The 22,480-nt window shown below is 67.8% G+C and carries 10 protein-coding genes; 3 read left to right on the plus strand and 7 right to left on the minus strand.

Annotated elements, in window-relative coordinates:
- Window positions 1–86: 86 nt before the first annotated feature.
- From HW466_RS02430 to HW466_RS02440, 3 genes are all read right to left on the minus strand, one after another.
- A complete protein-coding gene (locus HW466_RS02430) occupies window positions 87–251 on the minus strand; it encodes a hypothetical protein (RefSeq protein WP_167357964.1) in 165 nt (54 codons plus the stop codon).
- A gap of 225 nt (window positions 252–476) precedes the next feature.
- Entirely contained in the window at window positions 477–968 is a 492-nt protein-coding gene (gene pal / locus HW466_RS02435; RefSeq protein ID WP_059800426.1) for a peptidoglycan-associated lipoprotein Pal, read from the minus strand.
- Window positions 969–1,300: 332 nt separating this feature from the next.
- A complete protein-coding gene (locus HW466_RS02440) occupies window positions 1,301–2,554 on the minus strand; it encodes a porin (protein WP_151005970.1) in 1,254 nt (417 codons plus the stop codon).
- Window positions 2,555–3,130: 576 nt separating this feature from the next.
- Between HW466_RS02440 and HW466_RS02445 the strand changes: the two genes are divergently transcribed.
- Window positions 3,131–15,466 carry an LWXIA domain-containing protein gene (locus tag HW466_RS02445; RefSeq protein ID WP_174905380.1) on the plus strand — a complete coding sequence of 4,112 codons (12,336 nt, stop codon included), beginning with the start codon at window positions 3,131–3,133 and terminating at the stop codon, window positions 15,464–15,466.
- Between the two features lie 68 nt (window positions 15,467–15,534).
- Here HW466_RS02445 and HW466_RS02450 read toward each other — a convergent pair whose 3' ends face one another.
- The 3 genes from HW466_RS02450 to HW466_RS02460 form a co-directional block, all read right to left on the minus strand.
- Window positions 15,535–15,708: a hypothetical protein gene (locus HW466_RS02450; protein ID WP_420908203.1), complete on the minus strand. Its 174-nt coding sequence runs from the start codon at window positions 15,706–15,708 to the stop codon at window positions 15,535–15,537.
- A 29-nt stretch (window positions 15,709–15,737) separates the two neighbouring features.
- Complete coding sequence (locus HW466_RS02455; RefSeq protein ID WP_151003393.1) at window positions 15,738–17,255, minus strand: cryptochrome/photolyase family protein; 1,518 nt, start codon at window positions 17,253–17,255, stop codon at window positions 15,738–15,740.
- 90 nt (window positions 17,256–17,345) lie between these two features.
- Entirely contained in the window at window positions 17,346–17,963 is a 618-nt protein-coding gene (locus HW466_RS02460; RefSeq protein ID WP_059774318.1) for a DUF2878 domain-containing protein, read from the minus strand.
- Between the two features lie 559 nt (window positions 17,964–18,522).
- On the opposite strand from HW466_RS02460, the gene HW466_RS02465 reads away from it, so the two are divergent.
- On the plus strand, window positions 18,523–19,482 hold the full coding sequence (locus HW466_RS02465) for an alpha/beta hydrolase (protein ID WP_151003389.1): 960 nt from the start codon (window positions 18,523–18,525) through the stop codon (window positions 19,480–19,482).
- 224 nt (window positions 19,483–19,706) lie between these two features.
- On the opposite strand, the gene HW466_RS02470 is transcribed toward HW466_RS02465, so the two are convergent.
- Window positions 19,707–20,678, minus strand: coding sequence for a MerR family transcriptional regulator (locus HW466_RS02470; protein WP_151003387.1), 972 nt, complete (start codon window positions 20,676–20,678; stop codon window positions 19,707–19,709).
- 220 nt (window positions 20,679–20,898) lie between these two features.
- Here HW466_RS02470 and HW466_RS02475 point away from each other — a divergent pair, with 220 nt between their 5' ends.
- Window positions 20,899–22,428, plus strand: coding sequence for a cryptochrome/photolyase family protein (locus HW466_RS02475; protein WP_151003385.1), 1,530 nt, complete (start codon window positions 20,899–20,901; stop codon window positions 22,426–22,428).
- The last annotated feature ends 52 nt before the right edge of the window (window positions 22,429–22,480 follow it).

The raw sequence follows: 22,480 nt of genomic DNA on the forward strand, positions 1-22,480 counted from the left end.
GCGACGAAGCGGGACGTCACGCACGAGGCCGCCGGTTTCCGGCTGCGCTCGCGCGCGGCGCCCCGTTCGAACTTTCCGGCGGTGCTTCAGTAGCCGCTCCCTCCGCCACCTCCGCTTCCGCTGCCGCCCGCGCCGCCATAACGGCTCATGCCGGAGCCTTGCGATACGCCGCCACCCGACGACGTGCATCCGCCCGACAGCACGAGCATCAGCGCCGCGAGCAGCATCGCGGCCAGTCTTGCCGAATTCATTTCATTCTCCTTGCGCCGAGAAGGCCGCGCGCCACGGCGGTTCGCGAGAACCATCGGACGCGCGATGACGAAACGTTTCCGGCGGGCGGTTTATTCCATGCTTTTTGCGTATCGGCACATGGCGACACGGAGCGCGATACGCGCGCATGCTGCCGGTGGCGCCGCGCGCCCCGCAGATTCGCGGCATCGTGGACGACCCATGACGCGCAGCCGGAATGCATCCGGTCAACGATAGACGAGATCGGCGCGGCGGTTCTGCGCCCACGAATCCTCGTCGTGGCCGAGCGCGACCGGCTTTTCCTTGCCGAGGCTGACCGCTTCGAGTTGCGACGCCTGCACGCCCAGCGTCTCCAGCGCGCTCATCACGGCTTGCGACCGGCGCTGGCCGAGCGCGAGGTTGTATTCGGACGTCCCGCGTTCGTCGGTGTTGCCCTGGATCAGCACGCGGCGCGACGGGTGGCTGCGCAGGTAGTCGGCGTGCGCCTGCAGCAGCGTCTGGTATTCCGGCTTCACGGAGTACTGGTCGAAATCGAAGTAGACGCTGCGCTTCGCAAGCGGGCTGTTCGGATTGTTCAGATCGTCGGCCGCCACCGTGGCGACCGCTTCGCTCGATGGCGCGGGCGCCATCTCGGCATTCTCGGGCGTTTTCGCCGCGTGGTGACAACCGGCCAGCAGCGCAACGGCTGCCATGATCGCAAATCGGTTCGTTTTGCTCATCGTGCGTCTCCTGCGGTTGACTGCGAGGAAAGCGTGGTGCGCACGAACTGCCGCGTCACACATCCGGAGAGACGGCACGAAAGTGCCGGCTTGCGTGCGCGATGCGCTTTCGTAAGCCGGCGATGCGCCATATGAAAGATTGTCTCGGCCGGAACGCCGAAGCACGGCGCCGCTGCAACCAGATTAGGAAAAATGTCACGGCGTGACCAGTTTCTCCGCATTTTTCGCGCGGAAACGACGCGGGACGCATTCTTGCTTGCGCTGCAACCCGGCATGCGCGGCGATACGTGATGCGCGATGCCGGTGCGCGCGTGTCACGCATCGCGGGGGCGTCAGAACTTGTGCCGCAACCCGAGCGCGACCACCAGCTGGTTGCTGTTGGCTGACGGCGTCATCGTCCAGACGGTCGCGTTGAACGCGGGATTGCCGTTGCCGCCGCTCACGCTTTGATAGACGGCTTCGAGATACGCGTCCGTGCGTTTCGAGAACGCGTAGTCGGCCTGCGTGACCACGTGGTTCCATTTCGGGCGCGTCTGGCCGGTGTGCGAGTCGAAACGGCCCATCGTGTACGTGTACGCGGCGCCCACGCTGAACGCCGGCGTGACGAAGTAGCGACCATCGACCGTGAAGTTGTCGAAGACGAGCGATTCGCCCTTCAGCGGCGTGATGCCGCTGCCCTGGAGCACGCCGCTCACGCCGTCGGTGGCCGAGTGCGACCACGCGACGCCGACCGAATGCGGGCCGAACGCATAGCGGCCGGCCACGGCCCAGATCTGCTGGTTGCCGCCCGTGATCGTCGCCGAGCCGTCGACCGTGCTCAGCGCGCCGTCCGGATTCGGCGCATTGCGGTCGCGGCTGATCTTCAGGTAACCGGCGCCAAGCTTCAGCGGTCCGTTCGCATAGCCGAGCCCCGCACTCCACACGGCGTTGTTCGAGAACGCGCCGGCCGTGTTCGAGAATCCGTACATCGCGCCGAACGTGAGCCCGCGATACGTCGGGCTCGTGTACTTCACCGCGTGATTGATGCGCAGGTTGCGGTTCGAGTCGTCGTTGTCGTACGGATGCACCGCGAGGTTGCCGCCCCAGCCGGGGCCCGACGCGCCGAGCGGGGTCACGAAATCGAGGATCAGGTCGTACTGGCGGCCGAACGTGAGCGTGCCGGCCGTACGCGAGCTCACGCCGAGCCACGCCTGACGGCCGAACATGTCGACGCCTTTCTGCGACAGCTTGCCGTTCGTGCCCGAGAAGCCATTCTCGAGCGTGAAGACCGCCGCCATCCCGCCGCCGAGATCCTCGCGGCCGCGCAGCCCCCAGCGCGATGCGTTCAACGCGCCGCTCGTCAGCGCGACGCTGCCGCTGCCCGGCGAGCCGGCGCCATGTGTTCGCTGGTTGGTCGCGTAGGTGATCGACGTGTCGATCAGGCCGTACAGCACCACGTTGCTCTGCGCGTGCGCGACGTACGGAACCAGGCCGGCCGCGCTTGCCGCGATCACGGTCGCGGCACGCGCGCCGGTACGACGGCGTCGAACGGCATGCGGCGCGGCAACGCGCGCGCGGGCGGGCTGGATGGTTTTATAGGAATGCATAGGATTTTTTATCGTTGGTCTCCGGCCCGATCGCCGGTGGGTCGCGTCGGCGCGCGGGCCGACGGATCGAGCGGCAATTATTGGAGATCGCGCGACCGTCGATTAAGGCGCTGCACAGGAAAGGTCCTCTGCAAAATCGCGTGGAATCGCGGCGCTCGGATGCAGGGTGCTTCGATCGAATCGGCGCGAAATGAAACCATCGCGTGTGACGAACGATTCGACATTCGGCAAGACCGGGGCGATTCGGCGTGCATGTCGTGGATTCGGGCGCTGGCGCCGGATTTCGCCCCGGAGATGATGCATCGCACGACGCCGTATGTTGCCGGTCGATGCCGGCATGTATTGCCGATCTCGCGCGCGACATCCGGCAAGATTTTCCGCTCGCGGCTACCACGGCCTCATTGCCGCGTCGCGTTCATTGCGTTCGTAGCAGGCGTCGTCCCGGGCCGTCGCGCGCCGGCCCGCGACTACGTAATGCACGACTTTTTCACGCGCGCGCGTTCGGCACAATGGACCATTGCGCGTGGCCTGCCTGCCGCTGTGCCGGCTCGTCGCGCATGCCGCGGGAGAACGGACATGGTGTTGATGGCTGTGGGCGGGGACGGCCCGGTGAACGTGCCGCAGCCGCAGAACGACGACGATCCGGCACCGAAGAACGGCGCCGGCAGCAACCCGCCGGCGCAGACGCCGGAACAGCAGGCCCTCGCGGCCGCGCAAGCCGAGACGCAGCGCCTGCTGCAGCTCGCGCAGGCCGAAATGGCGACGCTCAAGCGGCTGCACGACCAGGGCGCGTCGCAGGCCGACCTCGACAACCAGGTGAAGAAGGCCGAAGCCGCGTGGGGCGCGGTGCAGGCGGCCGTCGAAAACCAGATGCGCGTTGCCGCGGAGGGCGGCGGCGACACGAACAAGGCGATCGCGGGTGTGGCATCGGATCTGCGCAATGCGTCGCCGAACGATCCGGTGCTCGGCTCGGTGCTCGACGATGCGCAAAAGGCGGTGTCGGCCGAGTCCGTGCCCGAGCGGACGACCAACGTGAAGGCGTTCCAGTACGCGATGGCGATGCAGAAGGACCAGGCCGCGAACGCCGACCTGCAGCAGTACAACGCGTTGCCTGGCGGCATCCGGCGCGCCGATCCCGACACCGGTGCGCAACTGCGCCAGGCGGCCACGACCGCTGACACGAACGCCAACGACGCATACGCGGCGCTCACCAGCGCGCTGCGCCACGAATACAGCACGTCGGCCGCGACGCTGCGCCTGAACGACGCGAAGGCCGACTACGCGGCATGGCAGAAGGAGCCGGGCGGATTGCGCCGCGCCGACGAGGCCGACATCACCCAGGAGTTGTCGCAGGCCCAGAGCCAGTACGACAAGGTCGTGACGGACGGCGACGACACCGCGCTGACCTACGTGACGGCCGACGAGCAGAAGCAGGTCGTCGCGTCGATGAAGCAGAATCACGACGGCATGTGGTACACCGGCCTCGTCGACGCGCTGGGCGAGGAAAGCCAGCTCAAGCGCACGATCGCGACCATCAATCCCGACGATCCGTCGCTGTCGCCGCAGATGAAACAGCTCGCGCAGTCCGACCCGGTCACGTTCGCGCTGATGCAGGACACCGGCGTGAGCGTCGATCCGAGCGACCCGAAGCTGTCGACGCAGGAGAAGCTGCTTGCCCAGCAGAACCCGCTCGCCGAGGCGTTCGTCAAGATGACGGGCATTCCGGTCAGTACGGACGGGATGAGCGATGCGGCCGCGAACGCCCTGAACGCACAGATCGACCAGGCAGGCGGCGTGTTCGCGTACGTCATGGCGCAGGCGCAGGCGCAGATCAAGGCGGGCAAGGACAATCCCGGCTATCAGAAGATCCAGATGCTGCTTGCGGCCGCGCCCGAAGTGCGGCTGCAGTACACGAAGCAGCAGGTCGCGCAACTGATGGCGAATCCGGGCAGCAATCCGGGCGCGGCGCTTCAGGTGCTGAAGACCAACATGAACGCGTCGTTCTCGCTGGACGAACGCCAGACGCTGTGGACGCAGGCCGGTCAACCGCATTTCAACGCGAGCTTCATCCATTCGCAGATCGATCCGCTGATGCAGAAGCCCGATCCGAAAGCGACGGACCAGGCCAGCATGCAGGCGCGTTACGACGGCCGGATGAATGCCGACAAGGCCGGCAAATGGATGCAGGACATCCTCGCCAATGCGCCGCCCGAATTCGCGGGCGTCGTGCTCGACACCGTCGAGAAGGATTTCGGCAACAAGTGGACGCAGTCGAACACCGGCACGCCGCAGCCCTACGGCGACGGCATCGAGTTCTACAAAGGGCTCAGCACGGCCGTCGGGCTCGCCGACCAGCAGCCGACCGCGAGCGGCGAGCCCGTGCATCGCGAGGACGATGTCGCGAGCTGGCTGCTCGACGCCAACGGCAGCGCGAAGACGATGATCTACACGCTGCGCGGCAGCGACACCGGCTACGGGTTCGACAGCGTGCGGCAGGCGCTGTCGTCGGGTGTCGATCCGGCATTGTCGAAGGCGCTGCTGTCGAGGATGCAGAACGACGACCGGTTCCGCGCGGGATTCGCGAACGACTTCCAGCTGCGTTACGACCAGGGCACCCAGCATGCGCAGGACAAGCAGAACAAGGATGCCGCCAACGCCAGCTACAAGCTGTTCCAGACCGATCCGGACAAGCAGCTCAGCGCGTATTTCGGCGACTTCCAGAAGCACTTCGACGACAAGGCCTATACGTTCACCACCGGCTCCGACCAGATGACGAACTTCGTCGGCGCGGGCCTCGGGATCCAGCCTGACGATCCGGGCGCGACGCCGACCGACCGGAACGACGTGCCGTCGATGGCGCTGCTCGAACAGTTGATCGTCAGCAACGGGCAATTGTCGAACGGAACGAACGTCAACAGCCAGTCGCTTTACGCGAAGAATTCGGCCGCGACGCAGATGATCCAGAACGTCGTCGACCAGATCCGCAAGGTCGGCGGCGACCACGCGGTCGTGTCGCTGGTGCCGATCTACTACGTGTCGAAGGGGACCGGTACCGCGCCGAGCGCGCTCTTCAAGGTGCAGGTGGCGGGGCATCCGGACCAGTACAAGCTGATCGACGACCGCGGCTGGAAGTACGACACGGTCGACGACTACCAGCACAACAATGCGCTGTCCGACGACGGCAAACTGTACGTGCCGAAAAGCCTGACGAACGGTTCGGCGTCGGGCGGGTTCTCGCAATACGAACCGATCGACGCGCACAAGACGGAGTGGTACCAGCACGCCGAACACATCCTCGAAATGGGCGCCGGCATTCTTGCCGCGGCCGGGGGCGTCGTGCTGGTCGCGAGCGGCATCGGGGCGCCGGTCGGCGGCCTGATGCTCGGCGCCGCGTGGACTGCCGTCGGCGCGGGCATGGCCGTCGGCGTGCCTGCCGCGATCGGCGACCTGAAGAACCTGAGCGATCACGGCCAGTCGATCGGCTTCGGCAACGCACAGGCGCGCGGCGACTGGATCAGCCTGATCGGCAGCGGCGCGGGCATCGCGGGCGGCGGGCTCGGCGTGGCAGCGAAGTCGCTCGCCGAGGCATCGTCGCTGCTGCGCACGACGGGGCAGGTCTCCGACCTGCTGACCGTCGCATCGCGCGGCGACGGCGTCGCGGCCGACGTGGCCGGCCTCGGCCGCTTCACGCAGGAAGCCGACGCGTTCCAGTCGCTCGCGCAGACGACGGGGCGCACGGCCGGCGTATTCAATACCACGGGCGGCTTGATCGGCGGCTACCAGATGGCGGACCAGGGCGTGTCGCTGGTCAAGAACTGGGACGCGATGTCCGATTCCGATCGCGCGCAGCAACTGCTGAACCTCGGCATTGGCGTCGCGCAGATGGGACTCGGCTCGCACACGCTGATGGAGCGGCCGATTCGAGCGATCACGAAGACGCCCGCACCGTCGACGATGCCGCGGCCGGTCGCGGTCAACGTCGTCGAGTCGTTGTATGGCAACGGGCTGGCGAACCAGCGTCTCGCCGTCGGCGAGATCGGCAATCCCTGGCAGCACGCGGAGGAACAGGCGGCCAGTTTCGGCGAACCGGCCGACGACGGTGAGCCGGTGCCGCCCGCCGACGCAGGGCTGCGGTCGCGATTCGCCGCGTGGCTGCGTGCGCGCCGCGCGCAGGGCACGCCGGACGAAGGCGACGCGATCGTGCTGCGGCTCGCGCCCGATGCCGAAGGGATTGACGGCGACGCGACCCCGGCCGTGGCGGACGCGTCGGCCGGCGATGGCGCGACGCCGGCAGCGGCGTCCGCTGCGGCGGCGGGGCACCCGGCGTCGTGGGACATTCCCGCGCAGGTGGCAGCCGATCGCGAGATCCTGAGCAGCGTGGTCGGGTCGATCCTCGAGAGCGGCAACCGTCTCGAAGACGTCGAATACTACGTGTACGCGCTGGAAGACGGCGAAGGCAACGTGCGCAATCCTCGCGACGACGGCCTGCCCGCGACCGAAAGGGGCAACCTGTCGGACGACATCCGCGCGGCCAATGCCGACGAGCGGCGCGCGGCGGCGGGTAAAGATCCGGCGAAACTCGCCGCAGCGGCATCCGCCGAAGACGGTACGATCGGCGTCACGCGCTACGCGTCTTACCACGATGCGATGATGGTCGCCCGCAGCGGCGTGGCGGCCGGCCGCTATCAGGTCGCGCTGGTCGATCAAACGGCGCTTGCCGCCGACGGCAAGGTGCTGCCCGGAGCGGTGGTGGGACACGTCGGGCTCGACGACACCGGCAAGCGGCTGTCGCTGTCGATGAACCCGATGTACGATCGCACGCTGCGCGTGATGTACCCGCGCGGGTTCGATCCGGCGAAGCCGCTGATCCGCAGCGAGGACGGGCGGCGCGTCGACGTGATCAACGCGCTGCCGGGCATGCACGAGACGCAATGGGGCGCCTATCCGCGCCGCGAGGCCGATCTCGCGATCTATTCGAACCATCCCGCGCAGCCCGAGAACCAGTTGCCGCCGGGTGAGCGGCCGTTGATGCCGGTGCCGCCCGGCTACTTCGCCGTGTACGCGCATGCGTGGACCGATGCGTTCGCGAGCGCGACCGGCAAGCCGATGAGCGCGGAAGATCTGGCAGAGATGGTGCGCCAGAGCGGCTGGGACGGCAAATCGCCGGTGATTCTCTATGCATGCGGCGCGGGCACGCGGGTGAGCCCGCTCGCGCAACTGCTCGCCAACGTGCTGGGCGTGGACGTCTACGGCGCGAGCGGCTTCGTCGCATGGCGCTCGCCGCGCAGCCGCGTCGACGGCAGCCCCGACTCGGGTTACGCGGCCGGCATCGTGATCGAGCCCGATGCGCCGAGTTTCGCGGGCAAGCCCGACCGTTCGGTGCAGTATGGGCCGCGCACCTACCGTTTCTCGCCGGCGCTGGCGGTCATCGACCAGGGCGCGCATGCGGTCGACTGGAGCACGGTGGCACCGCGTCCGGTGTCGAATCGCTGGGGCGGCGGCGCTGCGTCGGGCGACGCGCGCGTGCCGCTCGGCGTCTACGTGTGGCGCGTGCTGACGAACCGCGGGTCGATCATCAATCCGCGCAGCGGCCGCTCGGCGAGCGCGCTCGAAATGACCTACGCGCTGGAGGAACTGGCGTGGAAAGGTTATACGCCGGGCACGCCGATCGCGCTGGAGGGGCCGCACAGCGGCGCCGATCCCGAGCTGCTGCAGGAATTCGCGGACCTGATCCAGGCGCCGGTATTCGGGCGGCTGGGCGACTCCGATGCGGCCGGATGGCAGCGCGCGATCCCCAACCCGAACCGTCGGCTCGCGCGCTTCCAGATCGAACCGGACGTGAACGGCAAGTTCTCGCCCGGGCGCGCGCAGCCGGTCCGCGTCAATCCGCTGGAACTGCGGCCGGTGCCGGGATCGAACGTCGTGAACCTGCTCGGCCATGCAACCGCGCGGCAGTTCCTCAAGGTGTCGGGCTTCGACATCGTCGAATCGCACGGCACGAAGCCGAACAACGTGAGGTGGGACAGCTCGATCGCGGTCACGCAGGACGGCACCACGATTTCACCGCGCGAATTCGCGCGCAGGATGCTCGAGGACCCCGCCTATACGGAAGGCAACGGCGTGCTGCTGACGGGCTGCTATCTCGGCTCCGGCGACTATCCGTTCGCGCAGGAGCTCGCATACGAGCTGCAGGTGCCGGTGATCGCGTCGATCGCATCCAACTCGGTGCGCGGCACCGGTGCGCTTGAACTGCACCCGAACAGCGACGACATCGTCGTGCCGGCAAACGATCCCGACGTGTCGACGCGGCTCTACCTGCATATCCCCGAGACGCCCGACGCGAGCCAGCCGCCGCTGGTGTTCGCGCGGCGCGGCGAGCCGGTGCCGGGCGCGACGGCGCGCAACGATGCGCCGGTCGAACCGGTGCGTCCCGTCGACGCGCGAATCGATCCGGATGCGGACAGCGGACGGCGCGGCAACGCGGGCGAGACCGGCGACGCCGCGCGCCCCGGCGCGACGCCAGGCGGGCCGACGCATCCGCATCCTCGTCTCTCGGCCGAACCGGACGCGAACGAGCCGCCGGTCTACGTGCCGGTTCCGCTCGTCGAGGTCGGGCCGGGGCAGATCTTCACGGCCGACGAATGGGCGGCCCGCGCGGAGCAGGCCGCCGAGTCGGAGGCCGACGACGGCCTGTCGGGGAAGACGCAGAAAATCTATCCGAAGACCAGCCGCGTCTATACGGACCGCACGATCGCCAACGGCGGCGTGCTCACCACGACGATCCACGGCCATTCGGTGATGCAGCCGGGATTCGACGACGTGACCGGCATCGACGCGACGCAGCATCCGGAGTTCCTGCGTCCGGCCGACACGCTGCTGATGCCGGCCGACGACCCGCTCCATTCGATCGGCGCGCGCGGGCTGATGTCGCCGCCGGGCCATCACGTGGTGTTCGGTCACGGAATCTCGGCCGATGCGATGCTCGGCCCGGACGGACGGCCGTTGACACCGGACGAGGTCGCCGGGCGCGTCGCGCCGGTACTCGAACCGGGGCAGGACGTGACGCTGTATTCCTGCTTCGGTGGATCCAGCAAGCACGATCCATTGCGGGTCGCGCCGGGTCAGGTGCGGGCCGCGAGCACCACCTTCGCGGCAGCGCTTGCGCAGCGCTTGTCGGAACTCACCGGGCGGCCGACGTCGGTCTGGGCGCCGCCGGACATCCTGCTCGTCGAACGCGACGGCTCGACCACCGTGCACGGCACGCGCCTGACCGGGCAGGTCGACAAGGATCGGCTGCCGATGCAGCGCTTCGTCGGCGATCCCGCGCGCGCAGGCCGCCCGGCATTGCCCGCGGCAGCCGGCGCGGAACCTTCGCCCACGGCTGCCCGAACGGCGGCGCAGCCGCTCGGCGATCGGCCCGCACGCCCGACCGTGCCACGCGTGTCCGATCCGACATTCGCCGATCCCGACTACGATTTCAGCGCAATTCCGGACGATACGTTCGAATCGGTCACGCTCGATCATGCGTTCCGCGGTGCGCTCGCCGAGCGGCCGGGCGTGATCGGTGACGCCGCGCGCGTGACGCAACCCGGCGGCACCGTGTCGCAGCACTGGCCGAGCGGCTTTCTCGACGATGCCGAACCGACCCGCGTGATCGACGATGTGATGCAGGCGTTCGACGCGGCCGGCCTGACGAACCTGCGCGTCGAGTTCGTGACGCGCGACGGCAGCACCGTGCTCGGCAGCGGCACGGATTTTGCCGCGCTCGACCCGGAGGAAGGCTGGTTCCGGTTCAGCGGCACGGTGCCCGACGCGCCGGCAGCGGCAGCGCACGCGCCCGGCCAAGCCGTGACCGATGCACCGCGCGCGTTGCCGGAGGGCGTGCGGACGATCGCGCACGATGCGCTGGGGCAGGCGCTGGATGCGGCCAATACCGGGCCGAGCAATCACGCATACGTGCCGGCCGAGGCGTTGCCGGACGACACCGCATTCGCGCACGGCGACTTGACGGCGGCGGAACGCGTCGCGGCCAGCGCCGCCGCGAACCTGGCTGCGGTCGAGGCCGCCGCACCGACCGACGTTGTGCTGCTGTCCGCGCTCGGCCACGACCCGGCGAGCGCGCTGCGCATCGTCACGCCCGACGGCGGCACGTTGTTCAAGCCGGCAGGCGTCGACATGTACGTCGTGCGAACCCGCGACGCGACGACCGGCGACGCGTCGTACCGGCTTGCCGCCGTCGATCATTCGGGCCTGCCCGAGGGTTATGCGGCGGTGCATGCCGGCGGCACGCGCGCGGCCGGCGCGGTCGACGGCACCCCGATCTGGCCGATGATCGGCCCGGCAGGGCCGACGGGCCGCCTCGCGAGCGCGTCCGGCGATCCGTCCGGTGCGACGACGCCGGCCACCGTTTCGAGTCATCCGGGCGCGCCCGCCGCACCATCGCATGCCACCACGGTCGAGACCGAACAGCAGACGCGCGCCGCCGCCTGGCTCGACACCCTCGGCCGCCGCACGCTTACGCGAGTCGATGGCCGGCATGCGGCGACGCTCGACGGTCTGGCGCGCCAGATCGGCCCAAATGCACATGTGCTGATCGCCGCGCATGCGACGCCGCCGGCGGGCGCCGGCCCGCACGGGGCACCGACGTTCGTCGCGGTGCTCGAGACGGACGCCAACGGCGCGCTCGGCCCGGTGCGGATGCTGAACGGCAAGCGCGTGCCGCACACGCTGAACAAGGCGCTGGAGCGAAGCGACAACAGCGGCCGACGCGCGCGTGGCAAGCTCGACTTCTACGTGTCGCCCGTCTCGCACGACGAGCTGGTGCACTTCGGCGGCCCGTCGAAGATCGAGACGCCGGACGGCAAGACGTCGTGGTCGGTCACGACGTCGGGCCAGGCCATCGACAAGACGCTCGCGGCGGACGTGTCGAAGCTGCAGGACGCGCCGGTCTTCAAGCGGCCGCGCCAGGCCGTGCGCGCGGTTTCCGGCGAGCACCGCTGGATTCATGTGGTCGACGACGAGACCGGCAAGGTGCTCGGCCACGCGGAGCGCGACACGAACCACGTGTGGAAGTACTTCGAGAAGGCGCCGCTCGGCGATACCGAGATTCCCGAGCAGGCGCTGCGCACGGTATTCCGGCGTCGCCGCCGCGGCGGCATTCCGGTCGGCCGGTCGCCGCGCCGCGGGATCCGCTTCGTCGTGAGCGACGTGACGCCCGCGACCGTCGAGCGCATCGGCGGGTTCCGGCCGGCGAAGGAAGCGCCGGCCGTCGAGAAGAAGCCGATCCGTTCGGCCGGCGACCTGTTCCAGTCGATCGTGCCCGTGCGCCGGCCGCTGGCGCGCGCGGAGCAGGGCGACGACGCGAACGCCGCGCAGTTGCCGCCGGTCGACCCGCATCTGTTGCCGTCCGACAAGTCCGCGCTCAACGCGGTCGACTTCAGCGGCAACAGCGTGCCGCATCTGTTGACCGCGATTCGCAACGGCGCGCTGGACGGCGGCCGTCACGTGATCTACGTGTTCCGGACCGACGGGGCGGTGGCCGAAGCGCTCGGCAACCCGCTCGGCGTGATTGCGGAGCGCAACGGCAAGATGCGGTGGTTCGACAAGCTCCCGCAGGTCGGCAACCAGAATCATGCCGGCCTGCCGCTCGACGAAATGCCGATCGGCAGCGATCGCTTCGGCGCGGATGTGCATTTCCTGCTCACGCAACTGTCGCCGCACGATTTCCTGAACAGCGCGCGGCCGACGCGCGTCGCCGCGCTCGAGGCGCGTGCGAAGGCGCTGCGCGATCAATGGAAGGATGCGGAGGCGCGCGGCCGGCATTCGGCGCCATTCCGCGCACTCGCGGCGCGCACGCAGCACGCGTACAACGAGGTGCTCGGCGACTTGCGGCGCCTGCGCAGCAATGGCGCGGCGCCCGCGCCGTTGTCGATCGAGCCATATCAGCCGGGCCTGTCGTCAGCCACCGTCGTCGAGTTCAGTTTGCGCAACGGCGCGGCGAAGCCCGAGCAGTATTTCGCGACGCACGAGCAGATCGACGCATACAACAAGCAGGCGCAGCGCCCCGGCGGCGTGAACCTGGTGTTGAAGGGCGAGCCGGATGCCGTGATGGTCGACGTGGGCATGTGGCGCACGCTGGGCAACAAGCTGTACGTCGCGCGCGACGTGTCGACGTCGGCGTCGCGCTTCCTGCCGGTGCCGGGCAAACTGCGCGCGCGCACGCGCAATCTCGGCGCGGCAACCGTCGCCGACAAGCGGATCCGGCAGATCTTCACGCGCTCGAGCGATGCGTTGCAGGATCGCATGGTGCCGATGGCGCGTTCGTTCTCGCTGCGCGACGATCCCGCGTTGATGGGCGCGCTCGTCGAGCGCTACGGCGGCGTGATGCCCGTCGTCACGCTCGTGATCGATCCGCATTCGCTCGCGGCGGCTCTCGGCAAGGCGCACGATCCGGACTTCCTGCGCGCGGTGGATGCGCTCGGCGACCAGAAGCGCGCCGTGTTCGACGGCGAGAACGGGATGATCCATCCGGCACCGGGCTCGGACGGGACCGCACTCGCGCTCGACGATCTCGCACATCTGCATCGCTGGCTCGACGAGGCCGCGCGCACCGGCTTCGCGATCCGGCTCGAGACCGCGCCGTCGCGCGCGCTCGTGTCCGGCAACGACTACCGGTTCCAGTCCGGCACCAACGACACGTATCACGACTACGTGCGCGTGATGACCGCGCTCGAACGCTGGTCGAACGCGCATCCCGGCACGGTCGCGCCGAACGTGATGATCACGTTCCACGGCTGGGATGCGGTGCCGGAATCGGTGCCGGGCGGCGGCCACGCGAAGCTGTTGCGCGCGGTGCTCGAGCGCAAGGGGCTCGAATGGGTCCACATGGGGCTGTCGTACGGCACGCACGGCAACGACTTCATCGGCAACCAGGATCTGACCGGCGCACTCGCGAAGCTGATCGTCGAGAACCGTAACCGGCCGGAGATCATCGATCGTCTGCACGGTGCCGATGCGCTGACGCGCGTGTTCGAGCGCGTCGACCGGCAGACGCTCGCGAACCAGCATCAGCTGCTGTTCGCGGAGGTCGAGCGCATCGGCGCGGCGGATGGAATGACGCCGGCCGAACTGGCGGCGTTGCGCCAGAAGATCTACGAAGGCAACACGACCGTCTGGCTGAACCAGGCGCGCAAGGCGACGATCGAGCATGCGACGACACTGTGGGAAGCCGACGGGAACAAGCCGCGCACCAAGACCGACAAGGGCGCCCGCACGTTCGGCGGACGCTGGCTGACCGACCACGGCGCCAGCGTGCCGGCGCGCGTGACCACCGGCAACCGGCCGTCCGCCGCCGATCCGCTCGACTACTGGCGTGCGGTCGTGCGCGACCCGGCGCTGCTCAACGACGGCACCAAGCCGATCGGCGCGAGCCGCCGCGAGGCCGCGCAACTCGCCCAGGTCGACATTCCCGCCGGGAAGCGCGCGCAGGCGGAACTGCATGCGCTGCGCGTGCACGACGAACCGATCGGCGACAACGCGCCGCCTCCGTCACGCAAGCGGGTCGCCGGCGACATCGCGGCGGCCACCATGACCGGCGGTGCAGGTGCGGGCGTGCTCGTCGCGGTCGGCCGGGAGTCGGTGCGCACCGCGACGAACTCGCTGTATGCGGGGCTGCGGGTCGGGCGCGTGTTCCAGGCGCTGCATCACGGCGCGGTCGCGAGCCTGAAGAACGGCGATCCGCGCGTGTTCGACCGCGTCGTCGACCGGCTCGTGCGCGGGCTGCAGGCGCAACTGAAGGCGAACGGTTTCGACGTGACCGCACGCGGCACGCAGCTCGAGCAGATCGCGCACGAAGGCAAGGCGATGGCCGCACAGCTTCGCGCGCTGAACGACGACGGGATGCTGTCGTTCGACGATACCGTCGCGCATACGAAGGCCGTCGCCGCCGACATGCTCGCGCAGATGCAGGGCGTGGTCGGCGGAACCTCGCTGAAGCTGCTGCACCACGGCAGCCCGCGCCATTCGATCGGCCGCGTCGGCCGCGTGCTGGCACTGGGCGGTTACGGCGGTTCGATCACGATGAATGCGTCCAGGGCGGTCATGCACGGCGATTGGCTGGCCGGTGGACAGGCGATCGGCGGCGCGCTCAGCGCCGTCTACACGGGCATCGTCTACAAGGGTAGCCTGCGCGGGGTGAACGCCGAGAATCGCAGTCAACTGGCACGCATCGCGAGCGCGACCGGCGATTACCTCACATCGGCGGTCGGCATCATCACCGGCATCCATACCGCGCTGACGGTGGATCCGATGACCGGCACGCTGACCGCGATGTCCGGCGCGCTGCTCGGCGCCGGGCGGCTGCATTCGCATTTCCCGAATGCGACGCCGTGGATGGAGCGCTTGCCGACCGGCGTCGCGCTGGCACCGGTGGCGATCTTCGGGATCATGCAGGGGATCAGCCTGTACACGTCGGCGACCGCGGACGACAAGCACAAGCCGCCGGGTTCGTCGCCGAAACCGCCGGGTTCGAACGCCGGCACGCCGGCGCCGGGCGCATCGTTCGCGCCGTCGCCGGGCACGACGCCGGCGCCGGTCCAGACGAGTGCGTCCGCGACCCCGTCGGCATCGGCGTCGCAGCCGTCGACCACGCCATCGCAACCGGCTCCTCCGTCGAGTTCACCAAGCCAGGCACCGCTGACGGTGAACGTGGCGCCCGGCGATTCATTGTGGACGATCGCGGAGCGTCACGAAGGAACGTTGCTTGCCGCGGCACACGTGCCGGCCGACGAACAGCAGCGGATGTCGGACGGTCAGCGGATCAATGTCGCGCTCAACGAGATCCTGCAACTCAACCGGAATCTCGCGAGCCATCCGGGCGAGATCGATCCGGGGCAGCAGGTCATCGTCGGGTAACGGGTGCGGCGTGTGAGCCGCCCCGGTATGCAGCGCTGGCATCGCGGCGGCGGCATGCCGCGGCACGATCAGGCCTTGCGTGCGACGACGTGCGCCGGCGAAACCGGCGCGCGTTTCGGCGCGGTCTTGTCGTGCGTGCGGAACAGCGCCGCGCCGACGAACGGCAAGCCGCCGGCCAGGTTGCCGGCTACCGTGGGAATCGCATTCCACGACAGGTAGTCCACGATCGTGAAGTGGGCCAAACACCGGCCTACCGGCGGCAACCATGCCACTACGCATTGTCGTCCGAAGCGAGCTGCTGGAAGGCATCCAGGGCCCGCGCACGCGCAAGTTGGTGCTCCACGATCGGAAACGGATAGCTCCTGCCGAGACTCACGGCCGCGTCGTGCAGTTGTTCCGGCGACGCCGTCCAAGGCGCATGGATTTTTTCCGCGGACATCTTCGACAGCTCGGGCACCCAGTGTCGTGTGTATTCGCCTTGCGGATCGAATTTCTGTCCCTGCAGCACCGGGTTGAAGATGCGGAAATACGGCGCTGCGTCGGCGCCACTACCCGAGACCCACTGCCAGCTTGCGGGGTTACTGGCTTCATCCGCGTCGACCAGCGTATCCCAGAACCAGGTTTCGCCCGCGCGCCAGTCGATCAACAGATGCTTCGACAGGAACGATGCGACGACCATGCGCACGCGGTTGTGCATCCAGCCGGTATGCCAAAGCTCGCGCATGCCGGCATCGACGAGCGGGTAGCCAGTGTTCCCGGTCTGCCATTTGCGGAGCGCCTCCGCGTCGTCGCGCCACGGCATCGAATCGAACTGACGCCGGAAATTGACCTGATGCAGCGGCGGAAAGTGATAGAGCAGGTGATACGAGAATTCTCTCCATCCGATTTCGCTGAGGAATTTGTCCAACGCTGCGCCTTTCGAAGCGTCGCTGCGCGCCGCGCGCGTGCTGCGCATCGCGTTTGCTGCCGACAACGCCGCATACCACACCTGCCGAACCGATATGTTGCCGAAGCGCAGATAGGGCGAGAGCCGGCTCGTCGCGTGAGCGGCCGGGAAATCGCGCATGCCGGCATAGTCGCGAAGCGACTCGTCCAGGAACGCGTCGAGGCGTTGCCGGGCGGCTTCCTCGCCGCAGCGCCACGTCAATCGCAGGCCGCCCGCCCAGTCGGGTGCCGCCGGCTGGAGTGCGAGCGCCCGCAGTGAGCTGACATGTGGCGTGACGCGTTCGGGAACCGGGAAAAACCGAATGCTCGACGGTGCCGCCAGTGGAGGCGACGGACAAAAATCGTCGCGACACGCGGCTCGCCAGTACGCACCGAAGACCTGGAACGGCAAGCCTTCGCGAGTCGTGACCGTCCAGGGTTCGCGCAACAGATGGCCGTTGAATGTCGACACGTCGATTCCGCGTCCGTTCAAGTCCTTCTTGATCGACGCGTCGATTTCCGTATGCGCTTTCGCGTAACGACGATTCCAGACCACCATCGCGGCCTGGATCGCGATGGCGAAGTTCGTGATGGCCTCCTGCGGGTCGCCGCGCAGCACGACCAGCGAGCCGCCGAGCGCGGAAAGTGCGTCGTCGAGCTTCGCGAGGGATTCGTGCAGCCACCATCGTTGCGCGCCGCCCATCGGGCGCCCGGACTTCGGGGCAGGGTCGTGCAGGTAAACGCAGACGACGGGGTGGCCGCTCTCGACTGCATGAGTCAAGGCGGGATTGTCGCCGAGCCGTTGGTCGTCGCGAAACCATACGACGACGGGGCGGCGCTGATACGGCAATTCGGTGGATGTCATGTGCTATGCGTGAGAAGTTGCATGGGTGATGGAAGCGGGTTCGGAGACGAAGCGGACGTGTCGCGCGTTCGGTTCGAACGTTCTCCGTCTTCAGCCGGAGCGGATGTCGTACATGCGGTCCCGGCTGCTCGCCGGCGCAGCGTCCCGGGTCATTCCGTCCCAACGCGTTGCCAGCGCGAGCGAGGCCGGCAAGATGAACGCCCAACCGGTTGCGATGACAACGAGCGCTGCAGCCGGCTCGTTGAAATGAACGGCGCCCAGCGCCGCACCCGCGCGAAACGACGCCGGGCCGGCGAGTGCGCCGACGAGAACCGACACGAGCGGGCGGCGCCTGAGCCAGCACAGCAGCGTGTTGAGCTGGATCGCGAACAGCGCCCACAGCCCGGCGAACCAGTACGGAGCCGTACCGGGGAGCAGCACGCCGTTCGGGTATTCGACCAGGCGCGAATGGGCCACGGCGCTGTCCCATAACCATCCGCACACCACGATCGCGATCACGAGTCGCGCCTCGCATGACGGTCGATCCGCGTACAGCAGATGGCCGGCCGTCGCGATCACCGCATAGGCGACGCCCCACGCGGCGCGGTGCGATGCGGCCGTCATCACGCAAACCAGCCATCCGATCTGTGTCGTGGCGAGATACGCGCACATGCGTGCTGCCTCCGGGCCGGGCACGTTCGACGGTCGTCGATTCGGCACGCGGGTCATGATGGTTCGTCCGACACCGGTATCGGCATGCTCGCCATGCATGCGTGTGTCGGCGGCACTCGAGCCTGCAAAAGCGAAACGCTGCGGCCGGCGCGACGGCGCGCGAAGCCGGTCCTGCCGAGTGGCCCGCGTCGCGGCACGGGAAAATCGGCATGCGATACAACCGTCGCAGACGGCTCTGTATCGTCGAAGGTGTGCGTCCATTCGCGGACGATGACTTTGCGATGCGTGATGGTCGGCATTCAGGTTCGTCCTTGTATCCCTTTCCTTATACGGCGCTGCGTTGTGGGCGGATGCAGCTCGCAACGGAACAATCCGGACGGGAGCGACGGGCCGAGAGCCGGCCCCTGGCCGGCCGTTCAGCGTTGCGCAGCGCGTTCGAACGCGGCTATGCCGTTGCCGATCGCCTCGGCAACCTGCCCGACGAACATCGGATCGTGGCCCCAGAGCGGGCAGCGGGGCGCTGCCGTGCGACGCATGCATCCGCTTTCGTTCACGTTTCGTAGAGCCTCGTATCAGGTGCCGCATTTGCCTGGAATCGTCGGATACGGAGATCTGGATGAACATCAAGGTGGGACTGGCCGTGCTGACGATGCTGCTCGCGGTCGGCCTGCTCGCCGCGTGCAATCCGGTGCGGCTCCTGAACGCGCTGACGCCGCGATATACGTTTAGCCTGTTTGCGGATATTCCGTACGGCCCTGGGGAGCGTCATGTGCTCGACGTGTACGTGCCCGCCCGCGTCGTGGACGACTGGCCGGCCGATGCGGCAGCCGGCGTCCCTGTCGTCGTGTTCTTCTACGGCGGAAGCTGGCAGTCCGGCGAGCGCAAGGATTACCTGTTCGTGGGCGAGGCATTGGCGTCGAGGGGCTTCGTTGCCGTGTTGCCCGACTACAGGACATATCCGGCGACCACCTTTCCCGGCTTCGTGGACGATGCCGCGCAGGCGGTGGCGTGGGCGCGCGAGCACGCGGCTGCGTTCGGCGGCGACCCCCGTCGCCTGTTTCTGATGGGGCACTCCGCAGGCGCTCAGATTGCCGCATTGCTCGCGACCGACGGCCGCTATCTGGCGGCGCGGCAGATGCACAAAAGCGACATTGCCGGCGTGATCGGGCTGGCCGGCGCTTATGACTTCCTGCCGCTGCGTGACGCAACACTCGAGCGGATATTTCCGCAGGACGCGCGCGCCGCGAGCCAGCCGATTCGATTCATCCAGGGCACCGAGCCGCCGATGTGGCTGGCCATTGCGGAAAACGACACGGTAGTCGAGCCCGGCAACACATGGCGTTTCGCACGGGCGTTGCAGAATGCGGGCGACAGGGTCGCGGTCGTGCGTTACGACAAGGTCAGCCACGCGACGATCGTCGGTGTGCTGGGCGCGCCGCTGAGGGGAAGGGCGTCGGTGCTCGACGATCTCTCGGCGTTCGTCACGCGCACCGCGCACGCGGCGCCCGCCGGGCCGACCAGCGGAAAGGCGGCGGCATCAGGCACGGCGGCGCACTCGGCCGTTTCCGCGCGGTGATCGAGGAAAACGCTGCGTTGCGCGCGCACGCGCATACATGTGCGCCGGAAATCGGCGTGTCGGCGCACCGACCTGCCAGGCAAGCAAGCGTCGGCAAACGAATCGCGACAGCGCGACGCGCGCCGCCCGCCTGCCGCGCGCGACGAAATGCCCGGCACGCCCGGCGCGCAGTCACGCCGGCTTTCGCCGCGAACCGATCGGCACGGTCGGCGGCACGTGCGGCGCTACAGCGCCTTCAGATCCGGCGTCGTTCCGCCCAGGCCCTCTTCGCGAAGGATGACGGCGAGCGCCGTCTCGAGCAATTCGGCCGCCCGGTTCGCTGCGTCTCCAAGATGGCGGTGCAGCAGTGCGTCGGCCGGCGAGCGCGACACGCATTCGTCACTGTATCGCTCGAATGCACTGAGCTGCATGATCAATTCGGAAAGGTGGCGCGGGCACTCGCACTTGACGGTGGTGGACAGCCCGGTGAGCGACGCGAGCGTCGCTTCGTCGAAGCGTCGCCGCGTGCGCAGCCAGAGCCCGCGCTCGGTCTCGTCCGACTGGCGAGCCTTGACGACCGCATGCGCCAGTTTCGAAATGATGGATGCGGGGTTCGTCTGGCCTTCCGTCGACCGGAACAGATCGAACCCGGACAGCCGCGCCAGTTCGGTTGCCTCCGCGGTGCCGAACGCGTACACGACGGCCACCGCCTGCGCCTTGAGCTTTTGCGCGACGGCAGCGAGCTGCGAAACGACATCCTCGTGGAGCGACGTGGTCGTCGCGATGAGTGCATCCGCCGATGTATCCGCATGTTCGGCCGCGTCGTCGACCGAGTCGATATGCGCGGCGATCCGGATTCCCATGCGCTCCAGCGCAGATTCAGAAATCGGAAGCGCACCGACGACCGCGAGGCTCACCGCCGTGTCGGACAATGCCGGGCCACGCGTATCCGTCAGCGACAACGCTTCGAGTTCCTCGCGGCTCAGGCTGGCGATCGTGCCGATCGCGTGTCCTTGATTGACGAGTGCCTTCAGCAAGCGGATGCGCTGGACGTCGTCGTCCGAATACATCCGTTGTCCGGACGGTGTCTTCGGCGGAGCAACCACGCCATAACGTCTCTCCCAGATCCTCAGCGTTGCTGCCGGCATGCGCGCCAGGCGCGCGGCCTCGCCGCTGCGATAGCGGTGAGGTGTGTCGCGATCCTTGCGAGGGGGCATCGTGGCTCTCCTAAAGTTGACGAGGGTTTGTCTCGGAATTGTACGCAGTTTGCATGAAATATGAAGCGGGAAAGTGATTCAATTTGCGGAATTTCGTCCGGAAATATGGTTCGCGAAGCGGGGTGCGGCTAGAATGTTTCGAACGCGGCCGCGCCGGTGCCGTAACGCACTTGATGCCCTGCGCCTCTCCCGGTAACGATCATCCATGACGCAGCGTCCCATGAAGACTTTAAGGCTCGTGCTCGGTGACCAGCTGGACCCGGGGCATCACTGGTTTTCCGATGTCCGGGGAGAAATGATCTACGTGCTGATGGAAGTCCGGCAGGAGACCGACTACACGCTCCATCACGCTCAGAAGCTGATTGCCATCTTTGCGGCGATGCGTCGCTTCGCGAGGCTGTTGCGCGCTGCGGGCCATCGCGTGCACTACATCGAGATCGACGACCCGCTCAATCGCCACGCCATTCCGGCCAACCTCGACAGCGTCGCCGAACTGCACGGCGCAACGTGCATCGAGTATCTGCTGCCCGACGAATGGCGACTCGACCAGCAACTGAGCGCGTATGCGGCAGCGGCGAGCATGCCGGTTCGCGCCGTCGATACCGGCCATTTCTACACGACGCGCGACGAGGTGTGGCGTGTGCTGGGAACGAGCCGATCGTGGGTCATGGACCGCTTCTACCGAAGCATGCGCGTGCGGCATCGCGTATTGGTCGACGCGCAAGGGCGGCCGGCAGGCGGGCAGTGGAATTACGATGCCGAAAACCGCAAGGCGTGGTCGGGCGCGCCCGCCGAACCGGCCGACTGGCGTCCACATCACGATCATCGCGCACTGTGGCAACAGATCGTTGCGGCGGGCGTGCGCAGCTTCGGCGAGCCGTCGGCCGGCGATTTCCGCTGGCCCGTCGATCGCGCCGAGGCGCTCGCGTGCCTCGAATCCTTCGTCGAGCACGCACTGCCGTTTTTCGGCCAGTTCCAGGACGCGATGCACGGGAGTGCGCGGCGCCTGTTTCACTCGATGTTGTCGTTCGCGCTCAATGTGAAGATGTTGAATCCGCGCGAAGTCGTCGCGCGGGCCGAGCGTGCGTATCGCACCGGCGCTGCACCGCTTGCGGCGGTCGAAGGATTCATCCGGCAGATACTGGGCTGGCGCGAGTTCGTACGAGGTGTCTACTGGACCAGAATGCCGGGCTACGAACGGAGCAATGCATTCGGTCATCAACGCGCGCTGCCGCACTGGTTCTGGGACGGCAGCACGCGGATGGCCTGCATGTCGCACGCGCTGCAGCAGTCGCTCGAACACGCGCATGCGCACCATATCCAGCGGTTGATGGTGATCGGCAACTTCGCGTTGCTGGCCGGGCTGGATCCGCACGCAGTGCATGAGTGGTACCTCGGTGTCTACATCGACGCGTTCGAATGGGTCGAGATGCCGAACACGCTGGGCATGAGCCAATACGCGGACGGCGGCGCAATGGCCACCAAGCCGTACGTTTCCAGCGCCGCGTACATCAATCGCATGAGCAACTACTGCAAGGGATGCGTGTATGACCACGGCAGTCGCACCGGCGAGCACGCGTGCCCGTTCAACGTCCTCTACTGGAATTTCTTCGACCGGCATCGTGATGCTCTGCAACACAACCATCGACTTGCGATGGTCTATCGGCAACTCGACCGGTTCGACGGTGAAATGGTCCGCGAGATACGCAAGCAGGCGGAAATCGTGATCGACAAGATCGAATCGCTTTGAATCGCCACGTCGGTTTTTTGCTCACCGTCACCGCAGCGAACGAAGTCGAGCC

Origin of the sequence: Burkholderia territorii (assembly GCF_902833055.1) — a bacterium.
Classification (GTDB): domain Bacteria; phylum Pseudomonadota; class Gammaproteobacteria; order Burkholderiales; family Burkholderiaceae; genus Burkholderia; species Burkholderia territorii.